This is a genomic window from Streptomyces sp. P1-3 (assembly GCF_050613155.1).
Lineage (GTDB): Bacteria > Actinomycetota > Actinomycetes > Streptomycetales > Streptomycetaceae > Streptomyces.
In genome coordinates this window covers 5,324,091-5,348,234 of record NZ_CP192512.1, presented here as the reverse complement: position 1 = coordinate 5,348,234, position 24,144 = coordinate 5,324,091, and the positions used below count along the sequence as shown (strand labels likewise).

Here is a 24,144-nt window from a genome sequence, read left to right as displayed (position 1 = left end):
GTCCATGGAACAGTTCGAGCGCGCCCGCCTCGACTCCTATTTCGCGCGCGTCGCCGACGACTTCGCCTCGACCGAGCGCCCGTCGTCCTTCCTGATCACGCACCTACTGCCCGAACGCCCTTCGTTCGTCGGGGCCGTAGGGAAGAGCAGCAACCTGCGCGCGGTGCTGCCCAAGCCGAAGTCCATCGACGCCACCGCCCGACGTGCGGTCGAGAAGGCGACCCCGTGCGACACCCTGACGCGCGAGATGTTCGAAGACGACGACACCGCGCTCGACTACATCGAGGCACGCGCCCCCGGCGAGGCCGTCGTACTGCTCGACGTCGGCGGCTACTTCGCCCCCTCCCTCGACGCCCTGTGTGACCGATACTCCGGGCGCATCCTTGGCGTTGTCGAGGACACCGAGAACGGCCACAAACGCTACGCCGACCGCGACAAGTTGCCCTGCCCTGTCGTCTCCGTCGCTCGCTCCCCGCTCAAGGACCCCGAGGATTTCCTCGTTGGGCAGTCGGTCGTGTTCTCCGCCGAGGCCCTCATGCGCAACCGCGGCGACATCCTTCACGGCCGCCCCGCACTCGTGATCGGATTCGGCAAGCTCGGGTCCAGCATCGCCCGACTACTGCACGCCAAGGGCGTACAGGTCACCGTGCACGACGTCGACCCCGTCCGGCAGGCACAGGCCCTCTCGCAGGGTTTCGCAGTAGCCCGGGACCGTGACGCCGCCCTGCACGGCGCTGGACTGGTCCTGTGCGCGACCGGCGCCGTGTCGCTCCGCGGCGAGGACTTTTCGAGCCTGCGGAACGGCGCCTACGTCGCCACTGTCACGAGCAGTGAGGACGAACTCGACCTCGACGCCCTGCCCGGGGTCTACCAGCGCACCCCGAACGGTGAGCACGTCACGCGGTACGCGACGACAGGCCATTACTTCTATCTGCTCAACGGAGGGAACGCCGTCAACTTCCTGCACGGTGCGTCCGTTGGACCGTTCATCTTCCTCGTACAGGCCGAGATACTCGCCGGAATCCGGATGCTCACCCGCGGCGACCTCGGACACGGTATGCACGAGGTGGACACCGTCGACCGGAAGACCATCGCGGCAACGTGGCTCAACTACTTCAACCGCTAGGAGACAGGACCTCATGCCGATCACGGCACAGCATGTGCGCGAGACCCTCGACGCCTACCTCGCCGACCACCCGGACGAGAAAGACGCCCTGTCGGTGCTCTCCGAAGTGCTCGACGAGGCCGGCGACTCGATCGCCTCGCGCAAGGAGTACCGCGGACACGTCACAGCCGGGGCCGCCCTGCTCCGCCCCGACGGCCGCGTACTGACCATCGAACACCGCGCGCTTCGCAAGTGGCTGCTGCCCGGCGGTCACGTTGAGACGAGCGATGCAACCCTGCTCGACGCCGCTCTTCGGGAACTGGAGGAAGAGACCGGCATCAGCCGGGACCGGGTCGAGCCCGTCAGCGGTGTGCCGCTCCACATCGACGCCCACCCGATCCCGGCCAACCCCGACAAAGGCGAGGACGCACACCAGCACTTCGACTTTCGGTACCTCTTCCGGACCACGGCCGAGATCGTCGACCTGCAAGAGGAAGAGGTCACGGCCTACTCGTGGCAGTTCGCCGACATGTTGACGGCCGAGCCCCTGCGCTCCCACGTAATGGCCGCCGCCCGCCCGTAGGGCCCGAATACCCCGTCAGACGGGCGCCGGGGCCGCCGTATGGCGGCCGGCGGTTCGCCCCTGGGTTCGCCACGGCTGGCTAGTTGAGCGCGCGGCGCAGCGTCGCCAGCACGTCGATGCCCGGAAACGTCCGGGGAATCTCGGCGTGCGCCTGTTCGAGCAGGTCGTCGAGCAGGCACGGCGCTGCGCCGTACAGCGCCTCTCGCAGGTACGGCACCAGCTCAGCCTCCGTCGCGGGAAGTGCGAGCTTCGCGACCAGCGGGGCACCATCGCTCTTGTACCTGGCTGCGGGTAGCCCGACCTTGTCCGGGTGGACACAGACCGGTACGCCGTTTGAGTCGTATCGATGCCCGTCGGCAGGATTGAACGGGCACTCTTTGGTCGGGCGCTCGTACACGTCGAACTCGCCGACGGGAAGTCGGCGGGATGGGCAGATGCCACACGCGAGATGGTGCGCATCACCGCTGACGAAAGGCTCAGCCATGGGCTGAGCCTAGCCCCCACAATCGACCCCGCCTGTCTGCCTTTCCGCCGGGAACGACGCCCCCCGGCCCGGCCCGTCCCCGGAACACACGTACGGGAACCGAACGGCCCGCGAGTGCGTGATGGCTGGCAGGAGGTCGGCCCGCCCGTCGGCGAAGATCGCGATCCGAACAAGATCCGGGCAATACCGGTGAGATTGCCAGGAGCTGCGGCCATACTGCTGCCCGGTACTCGTCCCTTGCCGCGCCGGGCGACGGGCCATCGCCAGCGACCGAGGGGGAGAGGTCTCGTGTCACAGCCGCCGACCACGGGCGGAGCCGGACTGCCCGGGAACGGGCCGACCGCGGCGGCGCAGCCCGCGCTGCCCGGACCGCGTCCACCGGCACCGGGTGCACCACCGGGCGCACCGGTGACACCGGATGCGGGAGCGGGACCCGGGTCGGCGCCAGGTGTGCCGGGGGGCCCTGGCGTATCCCCCTCCCCATCGGCGCCGGGCACCGATCCCGGTACCGGCCCGCGCCAGACCGCCTGGCGCGAGGGCGTCGACCGGCTGCGCGCCGCCGCCGTCACCGAGCCCGGTCGGCTGCGCATCATCGGCGCGGTGCTGGCGGGCCTGGTGCTGCTGTTCGGCGCGGCGACCGCATGGCAGGTCTCGGACCGGCAGGCGTCCGCCGACGCGGTGGTCGAGCGGAGCCAGCCGCTGAGCGCGGACGCCGCCCGTATCTACCGTTCGCTCGCCGACGCCGACACCACCGCGGCGAGCGGCTTCCTGGCCGGCGGGCAGGAGCCGCGGGAGGTGCGCGAACGCTACGAGGCGGACATCGCGGAGGCCTCGCAGCGGCTGGCGGAGGCGGCGGCCAACACCGACGGGTCGGCGGCTGCCCGCCGCCAGATCGCCGCGCTGAACGAGAAGCTCCCGGTGTACACGGGCCTGATCGAGGCGGCCCGCGCCAACAACCGGCAGGGGCTGCCGCTGGGCGGCGCGTATCTGCGGTACGCCAACGACACCATGACCCGTTCCCTGCTGCCCGCCGCCCGCGCGCTGTACGAGACCGAGTCCGCCCGGCTCGGCGAGGACTACGAGGACGCGAAGGCATGGCCGTGGGTGGCGCTGGCCACCGGAGTCCTGGCGCTGGGCGCCCTGGGCTGGGCGCAGCGCCGCAACTACCTGCGGACGAACCGGGTGTTCAACCACGGGATGCTGGGCGCCTCCGCCGCCTGCACGGTGGCCCTGCTGTGGCTGGTGGTGGGGCACAGCGTCGCCGCCGTCCAGCTCGGCGACTCCGACGAACACGGCGCGCGGTCGCTCCGGGTGCTCAACGAGGCGCAGATCAGCGCGTTGCAGGCGCGCGGTGACGAGAACCTGACGCTGGTGGCCCGCGGCGCGGTGACGGCGGGGAAGAACGGGGACAAGGACGCGTACGAGGTCAGCTACACGGAGCAGATGAAGCGGCTGGTCGGCGAGGACGGCGGCGGCGCCGCCCACCGCAGCAGCCTGCTCGGTCGGGCCGACGCGCTGGCGGACGACAGCGAGGGCGGCGCACCGGTGGCGCGGGCGCTGGAAAACGTCCGGGAGTGGCAGAGCCGGCATGCGGTCGCCCGGGCGGCCGACGACAAGGGCGACTACGAGGACGCGCTGCAGAAGGTGATCGGCGGCAAGGGCAGCACGGGTGAGGCGTTCGACAAGGTGGACAAGGCGCTGACGCGCGCGCTCGCCCACGAGCAGCGGGAGTTCAGGCAGGCGGCCGACGACGGGCGCGGAGCGTTCACCGGACTGGCCGTCGGCGCCGGGGTACTGGCCGTCCTGGGCGCCGTCGGCGCGCTGCTGGGCATCGGCCGCAGGCTGTCGGAGTACCGGTGATGGGGGGCATGAGGATGCGAGGGTTCCGGTCCGGCGCGGTGGCGGCTTCCGTCGCGCTGACGGCGGCAGCGGCGTTCCTGGTGCCCGCCGCCCTGTCCGATGGGGACGGCGGACGCGGCGGCGACGGCGGCGGGACGCGCGGCGCGGGCCACCGGGAGCTGACCGCGGCGGACGAGTCGCAGGCGGCCGCGGACACCTGCGACACCCCCGAGGCGAGCCTGCGGCCGTCCGGCGCGAGCGGCGCCGCCATCGAACGGATCAAGAAGAACGGGCGGCTGATCGCGGGCGTCGACCAGAACAGCTTCCGCTGGGGTTACCGCGATCCGGCCACCCGGCGGCTGACCGGCTTCGACATCGACCTGGTGCGGGCCATCGCGGCCGACGTCCTCGGCGACCCCGACGCGGTGACGTACCGCGCGATCCCCACCAACCAGCGGATTCCGGCGCTGAAAGAGGGCAAGGTCGACGTCGTCGTACGCACCATGACGATCAACTGCAAGCGGATCGAGGACGTCGCGTTCTCCACCGCCTACTTCCAGGCCGGGCAGCAGGTGCTGGCTCCCAAGGAGTCGCCGGTCACCGGATACGACGACACCCTGCGCGGCCGCAAGGTCTGCACGGCCAAGGGCTCGACCGCCGAGGCGGCGCTGAAGGAGGACAGCCACGGCGCGACGGTTGTGCCCCCGCTGCCCAACCAGCTCGACTGCCTGGTGAGGCTCCAGCTCGGCGAGGTGGACGCGGTGATCACGGACAACGCGCTCGCCGCCGGCCAGGCCGCCCAGGACCCGGCCGTCGAGCTCAAGGGCAAGCCGTTCACCACCGAGCTGTACGGCGTGGCGATGAACAAGAGCGACGAGGACCTGGTACGCCGGGTCAACAAGGTGCTGGACGACTACCGCAGGGGCGGGAAGGGCAGCCGCTGGATGCGGGCGTACGACAAGTGGCTCGCCAAGGACCTCGGCGAGGAGAATCCGACCCTGCCCGACCCCAAGTACCGGGACTGATCACACACATAGGGACCGACCACGTACAACTGACCACGCAAGCCACACAGGCAAGGACCGACCACGTACCTCGGGTACGCCACACGCACGCGGAGAGGTGATCGATGGGGGCCGCGGGACCCTTCCCCAGCGCCGCGGGGAAACCTCAGGGAACGGCCATGAGCCGTGAGGAGGTGGACCGCGCGCTGGCGCGCCTGGGGGCGGAGCACGAGGCCATCGAGACCTCGCTGTTCGCCCTGCAGGACCACGCCGGCCGCCGGCTCCTCGAAGGCGCCGAGCTGACCGGGGTCACCCGGGACCGCTGGGCCACCACCGAGCAGGCCATCTCCTTGCTGTGGACGTACTTCGACGCGTACACCGACGCGCTGAACACCGCCCGCGAGCTGCGCGCCCGGCACCGCTGGCCCACCCCCGGCGAGCTGGCGGAGCTCGGTGAGCTGCTGGGCGGTGCCGCCGTCACCCTGCCCAGCAGCGGCACGCTCACCGGAACGCCGCTGCTCAGCGAGGAGTTGGCGCTGGACGAGCTGGTCACGCGGATGAACCGGTGGTACGCCGAGGCGCTGGACGTGATCGTCACCGCCGACGCCGTGTGGTCCGCGCTGCCCGCCCGGATCGACATGCTCGCCGCGGAGCTGAGACGCACCCGCTCCCTCGCGCACTCCGTCGGGGTGCGGCCCGGCGAGCACCCGTCCGGCGACGACCTGGAGCGGATCACCGCCGAACTCACCGCGCTGCGCGACGAGGTGGTCCGCGACCCGCTGGCCTTCTGGGCCCCGGCGACGGGGAGTTCCGCGCCCGGCGGCGGCCGTCCGGACACCGGGCGCTACGACAGCGCGGCCCGCGCCCTGGATGACGTACGGCGCGAGATCGAGGCGGTGCTGGACGTACGGCAGGACGCCGAGACCCGGCTGATGCGGCTGCGCGACGTGCTGTCGCGGGCGGACCGTACGCTCACCGAGGCGCGGCAGGCGCGCGGCGAGGTGCTGGCGAAGATCGCGGCGTCGGAGGTGCCCGCCGTCAGCGGTCCGGCGACGGCGCTGCACGAGCAGCTGGCGGCGGCGGCCGAGTACCGCAGGCGCGCCCAGTGGCACCGGCTGTCCCCGCTGCTGGAGAGCCTGGAGCAGCGGGCCGAGGACGAACTGCTGCGGGCCCGCGAGTCGTTGACCGCGGTCACGGCGCCGCTGGCGGTCCGCGCGGAGCTGCGCGGCCGGCTCGACGCGTACAAGGCGAAGGTCGCGCGGCACGGTCTCGCGGAGGATCCGCTGCTGATCGAGCGGTACGACGTGGCACGCCGCATGCTGTGGAGCGCGCCGTGCGACCTGCGGGCCGCCGAACAGGCCGTGGTGCGCTACCAGCGGGCGGCGGCCGAGGCCGTCGAGGCGCGCCGGACCGAGCCGAGTGAGCCGAGCGACCGGGGGGAACGTTCATGAGCGGCGCCGACCAGGGGTGCCAGCGGCCGGGCTGCGGCGGCGCGTACGAGGACGTGGGCGGCGGCGAGCTGTACTGCGACACCTGCGGTCTTGCGCCGGTGGTGTCGCACAACCGGATGGTCGGTTCGCCGCCCACCGGGGTGACCGCCCAGGGCGGCGGCGGGTCGGGGCGCGGTGCTGGTTCGGGGCGCGGTGGTTCGGGGCGCGGCAGCGGGTCGTCCTCGCACGGCTCGTCCCGTGGCTCCTCCCGGGGTTCGGCGCGTTCGCAGAGTTCCCGGTCCTCGCGGCGCTCGGTGTCCGGGCGGCTGTCGCGGTCGGTGTCGGGCCGGACGTCCTCGCGGTCGGTGTCGGTGCGCAGCTCGCGCTCGACCACCTCCGCCTCGGGGCGCAACCGGCTGGGCGCGGGCCTGGTCAGCGTGCCCGACGTGCCGCGCCCCGACCCGCGTACGGCGGTGCTGGCGAACCCCGAAGTGCCGGAGCGGAAGCGGTTCTGCAGCCGGAGCGACTGCGGGGCGCCGGTGGGCCGGGCCCGTGGCGGCCGACCGGGCCGCACCGAGGGCTTCTGCACCAAGTGCGGCCACCCGTACTCGTTCGTCCCCAAGCTGAACCCGGGCGACATCGTGCACGGGCAGTACGAGGTGGCGGGCTGTCTGGCGCACGGCGGTCTGGGCTGGATCTACCTGGCCATAGACCGTGCGGTGTCGGACCGCTGGGTGGTGCTCAAGGGCCTGCTGGACACCGGTGACGAGGACGCGCTGTCGGCGGCCGTCTCGGAGCGGCGCTTCCTCGCCGAGATCGAGCACTCCAACATCGTGCGCATCTACAACTTCGTCGAGCACCTCGACCAGCGCACCGGCAGCCTCGACGGCTACATCGTCATGGAGTACGTCGGCGGCAAGTCGCTGAAGGAGATCGCCAACGAGCGGCGCGCCGCGGACGGCAAGCGCGATCCGCTGCCGGTGGAGCAGGCGTGCGCGTACGGCATCGAGGCGCTGGAGGCGCTCGGCCATCTGCACAGCCGGAACCTGCTGTACTGCGACTTCAAGGTCGACAACGCCATCCAGCAGCAGGACCAGCTGAAGCTGATCGACATGGGCGCGGTCCGGCGGATGGACGACGAGGACAGCGCGATCTACGGCACGGTCGGCTACCAGGCGCCGGAGGTCGCCGAGACGGGCCCGTCGGTCGCCTCCGACCTGTACACGGTGGCGCGGACGCTGGCGGTGCTCACCTTCGACTTCCAGGGCTACACGAACGTCTTCGTGGACAGCCTGCCCGACCCGGACAACATCGAGGTCTTCAGGAACTACGAGTCGTTCTACCGGCTGCTGGTTCGGGCCACCGACCCTGATCCGGGGCGCAGGTTCGCCTCCGCGCAGGAGATGTCCGACCAGTTGACGGGGGTGCTCCGGGAGGTCGTGGCGCTCCAGTCCGGACGCCCGCGACCGGCGCTGTCCACGTTGTTCGGGCCGGAGCTGCGGGTGGTGGACACGGAGCTGTTCGCCGAGCCGACCGGGGATCCGTCGGCGCTGGGCGCACGGGGCGCCGGCGGCGGGCGAAGCGGCCGGGGTACGCGCAGTGGCCGGGGCGGGCTGCTCGGCCGTGGGCGGAAGGAGCCGCGGGCGACGGCTGCGGCCGCGTTCGGGGCGGCGGGCACCGCCGGCACGCCGGACGGGCCGGCGGCCGGGGATGCGGCCCGGACCGGGGCCGGGACGGCGGTCGGGACGGCGGTCGGTGCGGTCGCTGGGGCGGCCCGGACACCGGCGGGGCCGAGCGGCGCGGTCGCGGGGCCGAGTGGCGCGCTCGCCGGGCCGAGTGGCGCGGTCGCCGGGACGAGCGGCGCGGTCGCCGGGGCGCCTCAGCCGTTGCCTGGGCCGGGCACGAAGGGACTGCCCGCTGTCCGGCCGTTCGACGCCCGGCTCACCGCGCTGGCACTGCCGGTGCCACGGGTCGACCCCGCGGACCCCAACGCCGGTTTCCTGGCGGGCCTGCTGGCCACCTCGGCCCCCGCCGAGCTGCACGCGGCGCTCCAGGCCGCACCGGCCGACTCCGCCGAGCTGCGCCTGCGGCGGGTCCGCGCGCACCTCGAACTCGGCGAGGAGCGGGCGGCGGCCGGTGAACTGGCCGCGCTGGAGGCGGCGTACCCGGAGGACTGGCGCATCGTCTGGTACCGGGGACTGCACGCGCTGACCACGGGCGACCACGAGATGGCGGCCGCCTCCTTCGACGCCGTGTACGACGCGTTCCCCGGCGAGGCCCCGCCGAAGCTGGCGCTCGGCGTGTGCGCGGAGATCCTCGGGCAGTTGGACAACGCCGCCGAGTACTACCGGCTGGTGTGGGCGACCGACCCCGCCTATGTCAGTGCGGCCTTCGGGCTCGCCCGGGTGCGGCTGTGCTCGGGCGACCGTACGGGCGCCGTGCGGGCTCTGGAGTCCGTACCGGAGTCGTCGATCCACTACACGGCGGCCCGGGTCGCGGCCGTGCGCGCCCGGCTGCGGCCGGGGTCCGCCGAGGCCGAGGGCCGGTGGGGCGGCGCCCCCGGGACGTTCCTCGGCGACCTGACGGCAGCGGCGCTCCAGGTGGAACGGCTGCGGGACTTCGGGCTCGACGCGGTACGGCGCGAGCGGCTGTGCGCGGAGGTACTGGGCAGCGCGCTGGACTGGGTCCTGTCGGGCGGCGACTGCGCGCCACCGGCCGCCGCGCCCGGCCCGACCGGCGGCACCGCCCCCACGGGGGTGGTCCTGCTCGGCAGCAGCCTGGACGAGCGTGGGCTGCGCTTCGGTCTCGAACGCTCGTACCGCATGCTCGCCCGGCTCACGCAGCGGGGCGAGGAGAGGATCGAACTGGTGGAGCGGGCCAACCGCTTCCGCCCCAGGACGTGGGTGTGATCGATGTCCCAGATGCCGCAGCTGCCCCAGCTGTCCGCCTGCCCGAGCTGTGCCGAGCCGCTGGAATCGGGTGACAACTTCTGTGGCGGCTGCGGCGCCGACCTGTCGGCGCCGCCCCCGGCGGCCATGACCGGCGACGACCCGCACCCGACGCTCTCCCTGAACGGCCTCTCGCGCGCCGCGAGCCAGGCGGCCGGCGGACGGGCACCGGCGGGCGAGGCCGGGGAGACACCGGGAGCGGCCGCCCAGGCGGCCGGAGAGCCGGCGCCCGTCGCCGGAGAGCCGGTGCCCGCGGCCGGGTTCGGCGAGCCCGCGGCCGAGGCAGGCGCCGCCGCCCAACCACCGGCCGGAGCCGAACCGCCGGCCGGAGCCGGTGGCTCCGTGGCCCGAGCCGGAGCGGCGGGAGACGGGCCGGTGCATGGAAGCAGCCCCACTGCCGGGGCGGCAGCGGCCGGGAGCGGCTCCACCGCAGGGGCACCCGCGCCCGGCAACAGCCCCATCGCCGGGGCACCCGCCCCCGCAAGCAGCCCCGTTGCCGGGGCGGCGGCGGTCGGGAGCGGCCCCGCCGTCGACGGGCCGGTGCAGGCCGCCGGGGCGGCTGCGGGTATCCCAGCCGCCACCCAGGCTGGGCCCGCTGACGACTACGCGCTGCCAGCGCCCGCACCGGCACCCGCGACGGCCCTCTCCGCCGCCGGAGTCGGCCCCGTCGGGCCCGGCGGCCCCATCGGCACCCCCGAGGCCGCGTCGGCCCCGGTACCGGCCCCCGCGCCCGCCCAAGCCCCCGTCGCCGATCCGCGCACCGCGCTCGGGGCCCCGGCATCAGCGGACGCGGCCGCGCCCCCATCGGCGTCCGCCACGGCTGGTACCGGCGCCCCGACGGGCGGCGGTAGGGCGTGCGCGGCGTGCCGGGCGGGCGTTATCGACAAGGACGGCTACTGCGAGCACTGCGGGCACGCCCAGCCCCGAGAACGGGACCACATGGAGCACGAGACGACCGGCGTCGCGGCGGCCACCGACCGGGGGCTGCGGCACCACCGCAACGAGGACGCGTTCAGCGTGTCCACCACGGCGCTGCCCGACGGCTCACCGGCCGTCGTCGCGGTCGTGTGCGACGGCGTGTCCTCCGCGACCCGGCCCGACGACGCCTCCGAGGCGGCGGCGAACGCCGCCAGGGAGGCGCTGGTCACCGCCCTCCCGCGGGGTACGCACCCGCAGCACGCCATGCACGAGGCGATCATGGCCGCCGCCGAGGCGGTCAACGCGCTGGCCCTGGAGCCCCCGTCCGTACCGGAGCACCACCGCCAGGAGAACGCCCCGGCCTGCACCATCGTCAGTGCCGTGGTCGCGGGCGGCATCCTCACCGTGGGCTGGGTCGGCGACAGCCGGGCGTACTGGGTACCCGACGACCGCACGGCCCCCACGGCCCGCCTCACCGAGGACGACTCCTGGGCGGCGCAGATGGTGGCGGCGGGCCTGATGTCGGAGGCGGAGGCGTACGCGGACGAGCGCGCCCACGCCATCACCGGCTGGCTCGGCGCGGACGCGTACGAACTGGAACCGCACACCGCCTCGTTCAAGCCGGACCGGCCCGGCGTGGTGGTGGTCTGCACCGACGGGCTGTGGAACTACGCCGAGTCCGCGGACGAGATGGCCGCGGCGATCCCGGCCGACGCCCGGTCGCGGCCGCTGGACAGCGCCCGGACGCTGGTCGACCACGCGCTCGACGGCGGCGGCCACGACAACGTAACAGTGGCGGTCCTCCCGTTCCCGGCTCCGCCGGGGCGGGCAGGATCGGCCTGAGGCCCGAGGGGGGGCGGTGCGCGCGTGCCCGACGGCACGGAGCGCACGCGGGGCACGCGTCTGTGCGCCCGTTCATGGTTAAGTCCACGCGGAGTGCCAAGGAGCGCGACAGATGGCCAACTTCTCCAAGTCGACCGGTCCTCGGTTCTCGGTCGACGTCTACCAGAACGAGTACCTCCCCGACGGGGGCCGGGAGGTGAACGCGATCGTCACGGTCACCGCCACCGGTGGCGGTACGACGGGCCGGCTGCCCGCTCCCACCGCCGCCGTGGTGATCATGGTCGACTGCTCCGGCTCCATGGACTACCCGCCGACGAAGATGCGCAACGCGCGGGAGGCCACGGCCGCCGCGATCGACACCGTCCGCGACGGGGTCGCCTTCGCCGTCGTGGCGGGCACGCACAAAGCGGTGGAGATCTTCCCCGGGGAGGGCCGGCCGGTGCCCGCCGACCCGGCGAGCCGGGCCCGGGCCAAGGACGCCCTGCGCAGGCTCAGCCCGGGCGGCGGTACGGCGATCGGGACCTGGCTGCGGCTGGCGGACCGGTTGCTGGCCTCCTCCGACGTCGCGATCCGGCACGGCATCCTGCTCACCGACGGCCGCAACGAGCACGAGACGCCCGAGGAACTGCGGGCGGCGCTGGACGCGTGCGCGGGCCGCTTCACGTGTGACGCGCGGGGAGTCGGCACCGACTGGGAGGTCAAGGAGGTCACCGGGATCGCTTCCGCGCTGCTGGGCACGGCCGACATCGTGGCCGATCCGTCCGAGCTCACCGCGGACTTCACGCGGATGATGGAGCACGCGATGGGCAAGGAGGTCGCGGACGTCGCGCTGCGGCTGTGGACGCCGCAGGGCGCCGAGGTGCGGTTCGTCAAGCAGGTCGCTCCGACGGTGGAGGACCTGACCGACCGGCGGGTGGCGGCGGGGCCGCGCGCCGGGGACTATCCGACGGGCTCGTGGGGGGACGAGTCCCGGGACTACCACGTGTGCGTACGGGTGCCCGCGGCGGGCATCGGACAGGAGATGCTGGCGGCCCGCGTGGGCCTGGTGCTTCCGGACTCCGGCGAGGGCTCCCCGGCGCCGCTGCGCCCGGGGCTGGTCCGGGCCGTGTGGACCGACGACATGGCCGCCTCGACGGCGATCAACCCGCAGGTCGCGCACTACACGGGCCAGGCCGAGCTGGCGCAGGTGATCCAGCAGGGGCTTGACGCGCGTAAAGCGGGCGACTGGAGCGGTGCGACGGCGAAACTCGGCCGTGCCGTCCAGCTCGCCAGCGCATCGGGGAACGAGGATACGGCGAAACTCCTTTCGAAGGTGGTGGACGTCGTGGACGCGCGGACAGGTACTGTGCGACTGAAGGCGAAGGTCGCGGAGGCGGACGAGATGACCCTCGAAACCCGCTCCACCAAGACGGTTCGTGTGAAGAAGTAGCAGGACAGCCGCAGCGGACAGCGCTGCGCGCACAGCAAAGCCAGCAGACAGTAAAAGAGGGGGAATCTCCGACATGGCGACCTGCCCGAACGGCCACCAGTCGGCGGCTGACGACTGGTGCGAGGTGTGCGGCCACCGGATGTCGGGGACGCCCATGCCTCCCGGTGCCCCGCCGCCACCGCCGCCCATGATGGGCGCGCCACCGCCGGGCGGCCCCGGAGTGCCGGGCGCGCCGCCGGGTGGCTACGGCTACCCCGCCCCGCAGCCGAAGCACGCGTTCCAGGCCGAGCTGTGCCCGCAGTGCCGTACGCCACGGGAGGCGCAGACGCCGTTCTGCGAGGAGTGCCGGTACAACTTCCTGACGCACTCCGCGACGCCGTACTCCCCGCCGCCGCCACCGGCGCCGGGCGGCTTCCAGCCCCCGTCGCTCACCCCTCAGCAGCCGCAGGGCACGCAGGGCGGCGGGTTCCCCGGGGCGGGGCCGGCGCACATGAACCACCCGGCTGAGCCGTTCGCGGCTTCCCCGGCCGCCGGGACGCCGCTGCCCGGGCAGTTGCCGGGCCAGATACCGGGGCAGACGCCCGGCCAGGCGCCGGCGGCTGCGGGGGTTCCGGGCCACGCTCCCGGCCAGGCCCCGGGCCAGGGGTTCGGTTCCGACGACGACTGGACGCTGCCCCCTCCGGGCGGACCCGCGCCCACGGCTCCCCCGGCGGGCGCGCAGGCCCCGTTCGCGCCGCCCGCGCACCCCGCGCCGGGGCCTGGCGCTCCGGGCCTGGGCGCGCCGGGGCCGGGCCCTGGCCCGATGCCGTACCCGCCGCAGGCACCCGTCGGACCGCCGTTCGGGAACGACGACTTCCCCAGCACCGCCGTGCCGCACCCGCAGCCGGTGCAGCCCGCGCAGTACCCGGCCGGCCCGGCGCCCGCGCCCGCGGGCTGGGTCGCGGTGATCGCGCCGGACCGCGAGTACTTCATGGCGATGATGCACCGCAGCGGCCCCGAGGCCGCCGGGCTGAACCTCCCGGCGTACTCCCCCGAGCAGCAACTGCCGCTCACCGGCCACCAGGTCACCATCGGCCGCCGCCGGCACAGCACGGGCGAGTCCCCCGACATCGATCTGTCCCGCCCGCCGGAGGACCCGGGCGTCTCGCACCAGCACGCCGTCCTGGTGCAGCAGCCGGACGGCACCTGGGCGGTCGTGGACCAGAACTCCACCAACGGCACGACGATCAACGGCTCCGAGGAGCCGATCCAGCCCTATGTGCCGGTGCCGCTCCAGGACGGCGACCGGGTGCACGTCGGCGCCTGGACGACGATCACGGTGCGCCGCGGCTGACGGTGCCGTGGTGCGGAGAGCGGCCGCGTGCGTCAACGAGCACGCGGCCGCCGTGCTGTCTGCCGACGGCGACCCTGGGTGCCCGCGGCCGGGGCCGCCGCCCTACGTCTGCGGTCCTCGTCCGGGCATCTGAGACCATGGGTGGGTGATGGAGATTCCGCGCGGCACCCTTCAGGAGCAGACGTTCTACGAGCAGGTGGGCGGCGAGGAGACCTTCCGACGCCTGGTGCACCGCTTCTACCAGGGAGTCGCGGAGGACCCGCTGCTGCGGCCGATGTACCCGGAGGAGGACCTGGGCCCGGCCGAGGAACGGCTGGCCCTGTTCCTGATGCAGTACTGGGGCGGTCCGCGTACGTACAGCGACGGCCGCGGCCACCCCAGGCTGCGGATGCGCCACGCGCCGTTCACGGTGGACCGGGCGGCCCACGACGCGTGGCTGCGCCACATGCGCGACGCGGTCGATGAGCTCGGTCTGGCGCCGGAGCACGAGACGCAGCTGTGGAACTACCTCACCTACGCCGCAGCCAGCATGATCAACACCCCGGACTGAGCCGGGACCGACGAAGGCGGCCGGTGACCCGGGCGCCGAGCAGGTCGCCCCGGGCGCTGAGCCCGTGACACCCACCGGGCCCCGTGACACCCACCGAGCATGGGGCGCGCGCCCCGGTAGCGCGCCCTGACGGACGGGGCGGCCGGGTCAGGCCGGAGTGACCGACAGGGCGGACAGCCCGCCGGTACGGACCGCGATGGATCCGTACGGGGTACGCAGCCGCAGCCAGCCGGCCGCTGCCAGCAGCGCGATGGGCTCTTCCGCGACCGCCGTCGCCCCGGCCGCGGCGCGCGCCGGAGCCGGTGCCCCGGCCGGCACTGCCGGGGTCGCGGGCCTGACCCCTACCGGCCGCAGGAAGCCCAGCGACTGCGCCGCGTGGACGGCGCGCAGCGGCAGCCCGGTCTCGCCGAGGGTGCGGGACCAGATCTCGCGGCCGATGCGATCGCGCTCGGCGCGGGTGCGCCGCTCCGCGGGCAGCGCCTCGTCCCGCGCCCGGAACTCCGCCACGGCGGCGGCCACCGCCGTACGCATCTCCTCCTGGCCGGGGACGCCTTCGACGCGCCGCCAGCCGCCGCGCGGCGGCAGCACCCCGGCCCACGGCGGGCCGGTGACGGCCTCGGGCACGGCGACGGTCCGCCCGCCGGGCGCACTCTCCCGGTCGGATGCCGGCGCCGCGTCCAGCGCGTCGGCGAGTTGCCCGGCGGAGACGGTGACGTCCAGCCGGGACGGGCCGTCGGCGAGCCGCGCGGTACGGATCGCGAGCACCTCGAAGGACGGCGGACGGCCGAAGACCGCGAGCACTCCGCCGCCCGCCTGGAGCCGCACGGCCGCCGCACGGTCGTAATGGAGCAGCCGGGCCAGGAAGGCGGCAATGTCCGCCGCCTCCCGGTCGTCGGCGAAGTGGAGCGCGGGCACCGTCATACGGCGACGGCCCCTTCCGGCTCCGGGTCCGGCCTGGCGCCGCCGGAGCCGCCGGCCGGCCCGCCGCGCGACGGTCCGGCCTCCAGGTACTGCCGCAGGAAGCTCTCCTCCTCGCGCGTGACGCGGCGCGGACGGCCCGCCGCCAAGTCGTACGGCACGAGGACGGTGGAGGCGCGCACGTACACGGCCTCCTCGTCCTTGATCTCGTACGCGAGCGTGAGGTAGGCCACGCTGATCTTCGTCACCCAGGTCTCGATCGTCACCGGCGAGTGCCGGTGGACGAGCGGCTTGAGGTAGTCGATCTCATGCCGGGACACGACGACGCCGCCGGTGAACGCGTCACTGCCGTCCCCCGGCGCGAGCCGCCACATGAAGTCGACGCGCGCCTCCTCCAGGTAGCGGAGGAAGACCACGTTGTTGACGTGGCCGAACGCGTCCATGTCGGACCAGCGCAGGGGGCAGGAGTAGAGGTGGCGGGCCACGTCAGCCCCGGGTGAGCTTCTTGTAGGTGGCACGGTGCGGACGGGCGGCGTCCGGGCCGAGCCGCTCGATCTTGTTCTTCTCGTACGACTCGAAGTTGCCCTCGAACCAGAACCACTTGGAGTCGCCCTCGTACGCGAGGATGTGGGTCGCGACGCGGTCGAGGAACCAGCGGTCGTGGGAGACGACCACGGCCGCGCCCGGGAAGTCGAGCAGCGCGTTCTCCAGGGAGGACAGGGTCTCCACGTCGAGGTCGTTGGTCGGCTCGTCGAGGAGCAGCAGGTTGCCGCCCTGCTTGAGGGTGAGCGCCAGGTTGAGGCGGTTGCGCTCACCGCCGGAGAGCACACCGGCGGGCTTCTGCTGGTCCGGGCCCTTGAAGCCGAACGCGGAGACGTAGGCCCGCGAGGGCATCTCGACCTGGCCGACGTTGATGTAGTCCAGCTCGTCGGAGACGACGGCCCACAGCGTCTTCTTCGGGTCGATGTTGGCGCGGGACTGGTCGACGTAGGAGATCTTGACGGTCTCGCCGACCTTGATCTCACCGGCGTCCGGGTGCTCCAGGCCCTGGATCATCTTGAACAGGGTCGTCTTACCGGCACCATTGGGGCCGATGACGCCGACGATGCCGTTGCGCGGCAGGGTGAAGGACAGGTCGTCGATGAGGACCTTCTCGCCGAACGCCTTGGAGAGGTTGTTGACCTCGACCACGACGCTGCCCAGGCGCGGGCCCGGCGGGATCTGGATCTCCTCGAAGTCCAGCTTCCGGGTCTTCTCGGCCTCGGCGGCCATCTCCTCGTACCGGGCCAGACGGGCCTTGGACTTGGCCTGCCGTCCCTTGGCGTTGGAGCGGACCCACTCCAGCTCTTCCTTGAGCCGCTTCTGGCGCTTGGCGTCCTTCTGGCCCTCGACCTTGAGGCGGGCGGCCTTGTTCTCCAGGTACGTGGAGTAGTTGCCCTCGTACGGGTGGGCGCGGCCGCGGTCGAGCTCGAGGATCCACTCGGCGACGTTGTCCAGGAAGTACCGGTCGTGGGTGATCGCGACGACGGTGCCCGCGTACTTGGCCAGGTGCTGCTCCAGCCACTGCACGGACTCGGCGTCCAGGTGGTTGGTGGGCTCGTCCAGCAGCAGCAGGTCGGGGGCCTCCAGCAGCAGCTTGCACAGCGCGACGCGGCGCTTCTCACCACCGGAGAGGTTGGTCACGGGCCAGTCGCCGGGCGGGCAGCCCAGGGCGTCCATGGCCTGCTCCAGCTGGGCGTCCAGGTCCCAGGCGTTGGCGTGGTCCAGGTCCTCCTGGAGCTTGCCCATCTCCTCCAGCAGCGCGTCGGAGTAGTCGGTCGCCATCAGTTCGGCGATCTCGTTGAACCGGTTGAGCTTGCCCTTGACCTCGGCGACGCCGTCCTCGACGTTCTCCAGAACGGTCTTGGACTCGTCCAGCGGCGGCTCCTGGAGCAGGATGCCCACGGAGTAGCCGGGCGAAAGGAACGCGTCACCGTTCGACGGCTGCTCAAGACCGGCCATGATCTTCAGCACCGTGGACTTACCGGCGCCGTTGGGGCCCACGACACCGATCTTGGCGCCGGGCAGGAAGCTCAGCGTCACGTCGTCGAGGATCACCTTGTCACCGTGCGCCTTGCGCGTCTTGCGCATGGTGTAGATGTACTCAGCCAAGAGAAACCGTCCGGCATCTATAGGTGTCGATACGCGGCCGAGCCAACCGGGCCGCGTGCGGGCAGATACACCCCATCTTGCCGCACGACAAGGCCGCGGCGGAAACCCAGTCGGTGGCCGTCAGCGCGGCGGGCCTCCGGCGCGCCGCGGCCGGTGGCACGGCGGCCCCGGTGCGCCGATGGCGCCCCCGGGGCCGCGAGAGGCTCACCGTCTCAGACGGTCACCTCGCCCTCACTCAGCGGCGCCGGACTTCTTCTTGCGGAGGAAGAAGACCGCTCCGCCGCCGATGGCGACCAGCGCGACCGCGATGCCCGCGATCATCGGGGTGTTGCTGCTGCTGCCGGTCTCGGCGAGGTCGCCGCCGGTGGTCTCACCACCGGTGGTGCCGCCGGCCGAGGCCGGGCTCGGCTTGCTGGAGGGGGTGTCCTGGCCGCCCCCGCTGCCCGCCGTCTTGCAGTCGAGGACGCCGGAGAACGTCTTCTCGAAGCCGTTCGGACCGGTGATGGTGAACTTGTAGGCCTGGTCCTCCCGCACCGGGACGGTGATCGTCTCGGACTTGCCCGCCTCGACGGTGTGCTCCTTGCCCGCGAGCTCGAAGGTGAACGGCTCGTCGCCCTTGTTCGCCGCGGTGACGTCCACGCCGCCCTTGGCGCAGTTCTTCTCGGCGGACAGCGCCGGTATCGGGCCCTTCTTGGCCCAGGTGGCGGTGGCGGTGGCGGAGACGGTGCTCTCGCTGGAACCGGCCAGGATCTGGGTCTGGCTCTTGCTCTCGCTGGCGAACGCGCGGCCGACGGGGACCTTCGTCGCGGCCTGGGCGGTCAACGTGGTGGAGCCGTCGGCGGCGCCGGCGGGGATGTCGACGTACAGCCGGCTTCCGTTGGCGGCGCTGGTGACCGGCTTCCCGTTCTTGTCGACGACCTTGACACCGGCGGGGGCCCCGGCGGCCGGGGTGACCGCGACCCGGGCGGCGTTGGTGTGCACGGTGATCGGGCCGAGCCGCTCGCCGGACTTGCCGGAGACCGCCGGCGGGTCCAGGGTCAGCGACGCCTTGGGCTCCTCCAGCCCCTGCGCGCTCTTCTCCAGGTAGTCGGCGAGCTTCTCCGCGGCCGGGTCGACGGCCTCGACGTCGGCCTTGTCGGAGAAGCGCCAGATGGCGACCTGGGTACCGGCGGCGGCGGTCTTCTCGGTGAGGGCACCGGAGCCGGCCTTGGCCGCGAGCGCCGACAGGTCGTTCACCTGCGGATAGGAGTTCTGCAGGATCCAGCGGATCTTGCCGGCGTCGGGGTTGTTGTGCAGCGAGGTCGCGTCCCAGGGCTTCTCCTGGTACCGCGCCTTCTGCTGCGTCGGGTTGTGGATGTCGATGCAGTACGTCTGAATCGTGCCGCCGTTGTCGACCGTCATCTCGAACAGGCCGGCGCCGACTTCCTGATCCTCGCCGTTCCCGTGGATGACCGCCTGGTCGAAGACTCTGAGGCCGGTGAGCGTGGCGGTCGCGCCGCCCTGGCCGGAGGTCGCGTCATCCGCAACAGCGGGGCCCGCGACGGCTATCGCGCCGACCGCGGCCAGGCCGGAGGCCAGGACAGCGGCGGCAAGGCGGGCAGCACCGCGCCTCTTTGCAGAGATCATGATTTCCCCTTCGGGCGAGCACAGGTCATCGAGGGGCGTCTCGCCGGCGAACTCAAAACTCAGGAAACCCCCGTGGGCACGGATCCTAAGGAGCTCGGCTCACCCCGGTCCCCTTGAATGTGCACGGCTAAGCGATCCGAATCGGAATCGTTATCGCCAGGACCGATCCGTGACCTGGCGATATCGATAAATCTCCGGTCTTCATGGGGCTGTTGCCCCGGTCAGCTGCGGTTTGGCCTGGGAGACCCGCCTGAACGCCGCGGTGCCGCGGGCCAGATCGTGCCCCACCGCCAGCGCGTCGATCTCCACCGAGACCCGCCGATCGCTCTCGTGGCCCCGGCCCCGGCCGCCCTCGGCGCCACCGGCACCCATGTGTCCGGGCCCCGCGTCCAGGGTTTCCTGAACCCCCCTCGGGTCCAGCACAGCCCTCGGGTCCCGGGCGTCCCTCGGGTCCTGGGCGCCCCCTGGTTGCGGAGTGTCTCCCAGGTCCCGCCACTCCTCCCTGACCCGCAACCTCCCCTGCACGACCACCGGTTCTCCGATGGTCACCGACGCGGCCACGTTCGCCGCGAGCGATCGCCACGCCCACACCGTGTAGAAGCTCGTGTGCGCGTCCTGCCACACCTCGCGCGCCCGGTCCCAGCGCCGTGCCGTCACCGCCAGCCGGAACCGGGTCACGGGCACCCCCGACGCCGTCTCCCGGAACTCCGGCCGTGTCGCCACGTTCCCCACCAAGGTCACCAAGGTCTCGTTCATTCGGACCAGCCTCCCCCGCTGCCGCTCATCTCTCGTGCCGTGTCCTCATGCTGCCCCGGCCGGCCGAAATCCGCTGAGGCGTGTGGACAAGCACCGGCCTGTGGACAACCCGGTCACCCGATCGGGGCGCGTGGTCGACGTGACGACTCCTCCCGGCCTACGTGACGACTCCTCCCGATCTACGTGACGGCTCCTCCTGGCCGACGTGACGGCTCCCCTGACCGAAGTGACGGCTCCTCAACCGGACCCGCCGGCCGCGACCGCGTACTTCTCCCGCACCTCGCGGTACCGCGTCAGTTCAGCCGCCACCGGCTCCAGCACCCGGGTCCGTCCGCACCCCGCGGCCGCCTCCCGCATGCGCCGCTCCACCGTCTGCCCGTACGCCCGGGCCGGTCCGTGCGACACCAGCACACAGCCCCACGCCAGTGCCGGGCCGCTGAGCACCCCGCCGGCCAGGAGCAGCGCGGGCTTCCACCACTCGTAGTCGAGCCGGCCCACCACCGCGCCGACCAGCCACCCCATGGCCACCATCTGCAGGACCAGCAGCGCCAGTTGGGCCACCGCCACGGCCGACCACCACGGCGGCCGGGGCGGGCCTCCGTACGGGGCCACCGCGGCCACCGCCTCGTCCATCGCTTCCGGCAGCCCCTTGGCACCCCGCCGCGCCGTCTCGCGAACCGCCTGCGCCCACGGCGCCGGCAGTCCCACCGCGCCCTCGTCCGCCACGATCCGTACCGCCTCGTCGACCGCCGGGCGCGCCGTCACCGGCTCCGCCGCCATGGGTCCGCCCGCCTCCTGTACACCGCCGCGGCCGAGCCGCCCCCACGGCGTCCCGCACGCCCGGCTCGCCTCGCGCACCCACATCCGCTCGGCCGCCTGTCCGACGGCCTCCGCTCCCGCCGCGTCCGCCAGCCGGTCCTCGAAGTCCGTGCACGATTCCTTGGCCAGGCCGGCACCCCCGCCGTCCCCCACGTACGCCGGACGCAGCCGCTCGGTGGCGCCGTCGACGTCCGCGGACAGCCGCCGCTCGGCGGCGCCGCACTCGCCCACGAACCGGCCCAGTGCCTTCCGAAGTTCGCCGACGCCCTGGCCGGTCAGCGCGGACACCGACATCACGGTCGCGCCCGGCTCGCCGTGCTCGCCCAGCGCCAGTCCGTCCTCGTCCAGCAGCCGCCGCAGGTCGTCCAGCACCTGGTCGGCCGCCTCGCCCGGCAGCCGGTCCACCTGGTTGAGCACGACGAAGGTCACCTCCGCGTAGCCCGCCAGCGGCCGCAGATAGCGCTCGTGCAGCACGGCGTCCCCGTACTTCTCCGGATCCACCACCCACACCACCGCATCGACCAGTCCGAGCAGCCGGTCGACCCGCTCCCGGTGGCCCGTGGCCGCCGAGTCGTGGTCGGGCAGGTCCAGCAGGACGAGCCCGCGCAGGACCCCGTCGTAGGGGTCCACCGGCCGGTGGCGGGCCTGCGGTGCGATGTCCAACCGGTCCAGCAGCCCGTCGGCGTGATCGGTCCAGGCGCAGGCGGCCGGTTCGGCGGTGGTCGGCCGCCGCACCCCTGCCCTGGAGAGCTCGGTGCCCGCGAGGGAGTTGAAGAGAGTGGACTTGCCGCTTCCGGTGGCTCCGGCGAGTGCGACGACGGTGTGCCCGAGGGAGTGGCGCCCGCGCGCCGCGGCCTCGTCCAGCACCCGGCCGGCCTCGGCGAGCGCGCGCCGGTCCAGTCGGTTGCGGGACAGCCCGACCAGGTCCCGCAGCGCGTCCAGGCGCGGGCGCAGGGTGCGCGGGGCCCCGCCTCGGGGGTACGGGCAGTCGGCGCCGCGGTCGGGGGACGCCGCCCAGGAGCCGCGTCCGGCGCCGGAGTCCCGCCCGGCACCGGATCCTGCACCGGATACGGACCCGTGCCGCGAAGCGCTTCCGGAACCGCGCCATCCGTTGTCGGCCGGAGCGCCGACGGTCCCGTACGGGTGCGACGCGTCCCCGCTCCGCGGAGGTGCGGTGCCCGCGAAGCTCGCCGTACCCGTCGTACGCGCCGTATGCGCCATGCCTGGCGCAGGAGCCGTACCCGGCGTGGGCGCCGTACCCGGAAGAGGAGCCGTACCCGGCAGGGGCGCCGTACCCAGGAGAAGCGCCGTGCGTGCCGTCTCCGTTCCGCCGCCGCGACTGTTCGGCGGTGCCGCCGGCGTGCGGTCCGGGGCGCCCGCTCTCCCGGCCGGGTGCTCGCCTGCCCACTCGCCGTCGTACCGCTGCGCCCTGCCATACCGCTCGCCGTCGTACCGCTCACCGTCGTACCGCTCGCCCGCGTACCGCTCCCTGCCGTACCGCTCCCCCTCGTGTCCCGTCGCCGTCACCGCGGTCACCTCTCCTTCTGCAGTACGGACAGCGCCGCGATCAGCTGGACCTGGTGGTCGGGGGCGACGTCGAGCGCGTCGAGCGGGGCGAGCCTGCGATCCCGCTCGGCCTCCAGCGCCCGCTCGACGTAGGTGCCCAGGAGTCGCCCGCCCCGGTCCTGTAGGCCCAGGACCCCGTGCGCGCCGAGCGTCTCGGCGAGGGTCTCGCCCGCGGACCTGGCCCGGCGGCCGCCCAACAGCGCCGTGACCAGCAGCGCCGCGACGGCTTCCGGGTCCGGGCCGCCGCCGCGCTCGGTGACGTGCAGCCCTCGCACCTCCTCCTCCGTCAGCTCCTCGACATGGCGCCGCCAGCGGCGGGCCGCCACGCCCATGCGTTCGCCCGCGCCGCCCGCGTCGCGCGGGGCGAGCCCGACCCGGGCGGCCGGTTCCCGTTCGGCGCCGGCGGCGATCTCCTCGTCGGCGGCGGCGGCCGCGCCGCGCAGCAGGGTGGCGAGGGAGTCCGTGAGGGCGGTGAGCAGTTCGGCGGGGGTGCTGTCGGCCGGGTATCCGTGCCAGTGGGTGAGCGCGCCGCCCGCGAGCGCCGCGCCCGCGGCGATCTCCCTCCGTACCCGCTCGATGGCGCCCTGGTACGCGTCCTCCACCCGCTGGACGAGCCGTACCGCGGCGGCGTGCTGCGCGGCGGCGGCTCCGGCCAGCGCGGGCATCCGGGAGCGCATCGAGGCGAGGACGCCGGCGGCGGTGCGCTGCGCGGCGGCGGCCCGGGTCTCGGGGTCCCGCGCGCACTGGATGAGCCAGTCGCGCAGCGCGGCGACGGCGGTGGCGGGCAGCAGCCCGCTGCCGCCGCCCGCGGACTCGGGCAGTTCGGGGATGGTGAAGCGGGGCACCTGCCCGAGTCCGGCGGCGGTGAGCAGCGCGCCGTACTGGCGTGAGACGTCGGCGGCGAACTGGTGGGGCACCCGGTCCAAAACGGTGACCATGGTGGCGTCGTACTCCTTGGCGGTGCGCAGCAGGTGCCAGGGCACGGCGTCGGCGTAGCGGGTGGCGGTGGTGACGAGCACCCAGATGTCGGCGGCGCAGATGAGCTCGGCGGCCAGGTCGCGGTTGCGTGTGATGAGGGAGTCGATGTCGGGTGCGTCGAGGAGCGCGAGCCCGGGCTCCAGCGCCGGGTCGCTCTCGATCCGCAGGTGGACGACCCCGTCATCCGCCGTCTCGTCGTCCTCGGGGTCCTGGTCGGTGTCGCCCTGCGGGGGCACCCACACGCGGGTGAGCTGCGGCAGGACGCGCTGTCCCGCGAACCAGGGGTGGTCGCTGGGGTGGCAGACCAGTACGGGCGTACGGGTGGTGGGCCGCAGCACCCCGGCCTCGGTGACCCGCCGCCCGACGAGTGAGTTGACGAGCGTGGACTTGCCCGCGCCGGTGGAGCCGCCGATGACGGCGAGCAGCGGCGCTTCGGGGTTGCGCAGGCGGGGCACGAGGTAGTCGTCGAGCTGGGCGAGAAGCTCGGCACGGTTTCTGCGGGCGCGGGCGGCGCCGGGGAGAGGCAGCGGAAAACGTGCGGCGTCGACACTGCCGCGCAGTGCGGACAGCGTGTCGAGCAGTCGGGGCCGTACGTCCATGATCGCCACGGGTGCAGAATGCACAATTTTGTCCGCTTTTTGAAGCGTATGGCCGGGCACACGCGACGATCAGACCCACCCGGATCACCCCAGATGGGGCATGGAGCGGTGATCGCGACGGAGACTCAGGCATAACGAGTACACAACACCCGCCCCTTGGGACGTGAAAAACGGTGCAGGATTCGTACCTGCCTGCGATTATCAGGACCGCTTCACCGAACCTCCACAACGTGCCACGGAGGTGAAGCAACCGGGACGAGGTGTA

Annotated in this window: 18 protein-coding genes; 10 read left to right on the top strand and 8 right to left on the bottom strand. The window is 73.4% G+C overall.

Annotated features, from left to right (window positions below; all coding sequences use genetic code 11):
- Nucleotides 1–4 precede the first annotated feature (4 nt).
- Both ACQUSR_RS22625 and ACQUSR_RS22620 read left to right on the top strand, forming a co-directional pair.
- Complete coding sequence (locus ACQUSR_RS22625) at nt 5–1,126, top strand: adenosylhomocysteinase (protein ID WP_431044426.1); 1,122 nt, start codon at nt 5–7, stop codon at nt 1,124–1,126.
- 13 nt (nt 1,127–1,139) lie between these two features.
- Entirely contained in the window at nt 1,140–1,688 is a 549-nt protein-coding gene (locus ACQUSR_RS22620) for an NUDIX hydrolase (RefSeq protein WP_431044425.1), read from the top strand.
- A 79-nt stretch (nt 1,689–1,767) separates the two neighbouring features.
- Here ACQUSR_RS22620 and ACQUSR_RS22615 read toward each other — a convergent pair whose 3' ends face one another.
- A complete protein-coding gene (locus tag ACQUSR_RS22615; protein ID WP_431044424.1) occupies nt 1,768–2,172 on the bottom strand; it encodes a hypothetical protein in 405 nt (134 codons plus the stop codon).
- A 450-nt stretch (nt 2,173–2,622) separates the two neighbouring features.
- Here ACQUSR_RS22615 and ACQUSR_RS22610 point away from each other — a divergent pair, with 450 nt between their 5' ends.
- The 8 genes from ACQUSR_RS22610 (at nt 2,623) to ACQUSR_RS22575 (ending at nt 14,466) form a co-directional block, all read left to right on the top strand.
- Complete coding sequence (locus ACQUSR_RS22610) at nt 2,623–4,032, top strand: hypothetical protein (protein WP_431044423.1); 1,410 nt, start codon at nt 2,623–2,625, stop codon at nt 4,030–4,032.
- Entirely contained in the window at nt 4,032–5,036 is a 1,005-nt protein-coding gene (locus tag ACQUSR_RS22605) for a glutamate ABC transporter substrate-binding protein (RefSeq protein ID WP_431044422.1), read from the top strand. The genes ACQUSR_RS22610 and ACQUSR_RS22605 overlap by 1 nt, the downstream gene beginning before the upstream one ends.
- Nucleotides 5,037–5,140: 104 nt before the next feature.
- Nucleotides 5,141–6,466, top strand: coding sequence for a hypothetical protein (locus tag ACQUSR_RS22600; RefSeq protein ID WP_431044421.1), 1,326 nt, complete (start codon nt 5,141–5,143; stop codon nt 6,464–6,466).
- Nucleotides 6,463–9,354 carry a tetratricopeptide repeat protein gene (locus tag ACQUSR_RS22595; RefSeq protein ID WP_431044420.1) on the top strand — a complete coding sequence of 964 codons (2,892 nt, stop codon included), beginning with the start codon at nt 6,463–6,465 and terminating at the stop codon, nt 9,352–9,354. The genes ACQUSR_RS22600 and ACQUSR_RS22595 overlap by 4 nt, the downstream gene beginning before the upstream one ends.
- A gap of 3 nt (nt 9,355–9,357) precedes the next feature.
- Entirely contained in the window at nt 9,358–11,154 is a 1,797-nt protein-coding gene (locus ACQUSR_RS22590) for a PP2C family serine/threonine-protein phosphatase (protein WP_431044419.1), read from the top strand.
- Between the two features lie 112 nt (nt 11,155–11,266).
- A complete protein-coding gene (locus ACQUSR_RS22585; RefSeq protein ID WP_431044418.1) occupies nt 11,267–12,583 on the top strand; it encodes a vWA domain-containing protein in 1,317 nt (438 codons plus the stop codon).
- A gap of 73 nt (nt 12,584–12,656) precedes the next feature.
- Entirely contained in the window at nt 12,657–13,916 is a 1,260-nt protein-coding gene (locus tag ACQUSR_RS22580) for an FHA domain-containing protein (RefSeq protein ID WP_431044417.1), read from the top strand.
- Nucleotides 13,917–14,061: 145 nt separating this feature from the next.
- Entirely contained in the window at nt 14,062–14,466 is a 405-nt protein-coding gene (locus ACQUSR_RS22575; RefSeq protein WP_431044416.1) for a globin, read from the top strand.
- 147 nt (nt 14,467–14,613) lie between these two features.
- Here ACQUSR_RS22575 and ACQUSR_RS22570 read toward each other — a convergent pair whose 3' ends face one another.
- The 7 genes from ACQUSR_RS22570 to ACQUSR_RS22540 all read right to left on the bottom strand — a co-directional run bounded on the left by ACQUSR_RS22570 (nt 14,614) and on the right by ACQUSR_RS22540 (nt 23,879).
- Nucleotides 14,614–15,387 (bottom strand): hypothetical protein, encoded by a 774-nt coding sequence (locus ACQUSR_RS22570; protein ID WP_431044415.1) that lies wholly within the window; start codon nt 15,385–15,387, stop codon nt 14,614–14,616.
- Nucleotides 15,384–15,869 (bottom strand): acyl-CoA thioesterase, encoded by a 486-nt coding sequence (locus ACQUSR_RS22565; RefSeq protein ID WP_431044414.1) that lies wholly within the window; start codon nt 15,867–15,869, stop codon nt 15,384–15,386. Before ACQUSR_RS22565 ends, ACQUSR_RS22570 begins: the two co-directional genes overlap by 4 nt.
- A 1-nt stretch (nt 15,870) precedes the next feature.
- A complete protein-coding gene (gene ettA / locus ACQUSR_RS22560; protein WP_431044413.1) occupies nt 15,871–17,535 on the bottom strand; it encodes an energy-dependent translational throttle protein EttA in 1,665 nt (554 codons plus the stop codon).
- Nucleotides 17,536–17,766: 231 nt separating this feature from the next.
- A complete protein-coding gene (locus ACQUSR_RS22555) occupies nt 17,767–19,161 on the bottom strand; it encodes an LAETG motif-containing sortase-dependent surface protein (RefSeq protein ID WP_431044412.1) in 1,395 nt (464 codons plus the stop codon).
- Between the two features lie 201 nt (nt 19,162–19,362).
- On the bottom strand, nt 19,363–19,917 hold the full coding sequence (locus ACQUSR_RS22550; protein WP_431044411.1) for a single-stranded DNA-binding protein: 555 nt from the start codon (nt 19,915–19,917) through the stop codon (nt 19,363–19,365).
- Nucleotides 19,918–20,154: 237 nt separating this feature from the next.
- Nucleotides 20,155–22,263, bottom strand: a complete 2,109-nt coding sequence (locus ACQUSR_RS22545; protein ID WP_431044410.1) for a GTPase — start codon at nt 22,261–22,263, stop codon at nt 20,155–20,157.
- A 5-nt stretch (nt 22,264–22,268) separates the two neighbouring features.
- On the bottom strand, nt 22,269–23,879 hold the full coding sequence (locus tag ACQUSR_RS22540) for a dynamin family protein (protein WP_431047778.1): 1,611 nt from the start codon (nt 23,877–23,879) through the stop codon (nt 22,269–22,271).
- Nucleotides 23,880–24,144 lie beyond the last annotated feature (265 nt).

What these genes read in the sequence shown, in the direction of transcription:
- ACQUSR_RS22580 (WP_431044417.1), top strand. Translation starts at nt 12,657, where the DNA reads ATGGCGACCTGCCCGAACGGCCACCAGTCGGCGGCTGACGACTGGTGC.
- ACQUSR_RS22555 (WP_431044412.1), bottom strand. Translation starts at nt 19,161, where the DNA reads ATGATCTCTGCAAAGAGGCGCGGTGCTGCCCGCCTTGCCGCCGCTGTC.
- ACQUSR_RS22570 (WP_431044415.1), bottom strand. Translation starts at nt 15,387, where the DNA reads ATGACGGTGCCCGCGCTCCACTTCGCCGACGACCGGGAGGCGGCGGAC.
- ACQUSR_RS22600 (WP_431044421.1), top strand. Translation starts at nt 5,141, where the DNA reads ATGGGGGCCGCGGGACCCTTCCCCAGCGCCGCGGGGAAACCTCAGGGA.
- ACQUSR_RS22590 (WP_431044419.1), top strand. Translation starts at nt 9,358, where the DNA reads ATGTCCCAGATGCCGCAGCTGCCCCAGCTGTCCGCCTGCCCGAGCTGT.
- ACQUSR_RS22625 (WP_431044426.1), top strand. Translation starts at nt 5, where the DNA reads ATGGAACAGTTCGAGCGCGCCCGCCTCGACTCCTATTTCGCGCGCGTC.
- ACQUSR_RS22605 (WP_431044422.1), top strand. Translation starts at nt 4,032, where the DNA reads ATGGGGGGCATGAGGATGCGAGGGTTCCGGTCCGGCGCGGTGGCGGCT.
- ACQUSR_RS22595 (WP_431044420.1), top strand. Translation starts at nt 6,463, where the DNA reads ATGAGCGGCGCCGACCAGGGGTGCCAGCGGCCGGGCTGCGGCGGCGCG.
- ACQUSR_RS22620 (WP_431044425.1), top strand. Translation starts at nt 1,140, where the DNA reads ATGCCGATCACGGCACAGCATGTGCGCGAGACCCTCGACGCCTACCTC.
- ACQUSR_RS22615 (WP_431044424.1), bottom strand. Translation starts at nt 2,172, where the DNA reads ATGGCTGAGCCTTTCGTCAGCGGTGATGCGCACCATCTCGCGTGTGGC.
- ACQUSR_RS22585 (WP_431044418.1), top strand. Translation starts at nt 11,267, where the DNA reads ATGGCCAACTTCTCCAAGTCGACCGGTCCTCGGTTCTCGGTCGACGTC.
- ACQUSR_RS22550 (WP_431044411.1), bottom strand. Translation starts at nt 19,917, where the DNA reads ATGAACGAGACCTTGGTGACCTTGGTGGGGAACGTGGCGACACGGCCG.
- ACQUSR_RS22540 (WP_431047778.1), bottom strand. Translation starts at nt 23,879, where the DNA reads ATGGACGTACGGCCCCGACTGCTCGACACGCTGTCCGCACTGCGCGGC.